The sequence below is a fragment of the Actinomadura rubrobrunea NBRC 15275 genome (genome assembly GCF_001552235.1).
Classification (GTDB): domain Bacteria; phylum Actinomycetota; class Actinomycetes; order Streptosporangiales; family Streptosporangiaceae; genus Spirillospora; species Spirillospora viridilutea.
In genome coordinates this window covers 1-593 of sequence record NZ_BCQU01000227.1, presented here as the reverse complement: position 1 = coordinate 593, position 593 = coordinate 1, and the positions used below count along the sequence as shown (strand labels likewise).

1 pseudogene is annotated in these 593 nt (G+C 72.0%); it reads left to right on the top strand.

Annotated elements, in window-relative coordinates:
* Positions 1-593 (top strand): annotated as a pseudogene (locus AR3_RS31435) (hypothetical protein); the annotation flags it as partial.

Sequence of the window (593 nt, the reverse complement as noted above, 5' to 3'; positions counted from 1 at the left end):
GCTCATCACGCTGATCACGGCGGTGGTGCTGGCGCTGGACGTCATGACCGGGTCGCGGCTGCAGCTCAACACGCTGATGGGCTACAACGCGATCATCGCGGGCCGCTTCTACGGGTTCGGCAACCAGGCGTTCTCGCTGTTCGCGGTGGCGGCGATCCTGTCGGCGGCGTGGCTGGCCGAGCGTCCGGTCCGGGCGGGGCGCCGGGCCGCCGCGGCGGCGATCATCGCGGCGGTCGGGGCGGCGGCGGTCGCGGTGGACGGCCTGCCGTTCTGGGGCAGCGACTTCGGCGGCGTGATCGCGATGGTGCCCGCGTTCGCCGTCCTCGGCATGATGGCCGTGGGGCAGCGCGTGTCGCCGGTGCGGCTCGGGCTGGCCTGCCTGGTCGGCGCGGCGCTGGTGCTGCTGATCTCCTATTTGAACTCGCGCAGCGCCAACCCGACGCACCTGGGCCGGTTCTGGCAGGACCTGGTGAGCGGCGACGCGTGGGACGTCGTGGTCCGCAAGTTCCGGGCGATGGTGCGCAGCCTGCGGTACTGGCCGTTCACGATCGCGCTGGCGGGCGCCATCGCGTTCCTGTACTTCGTGCTGATGC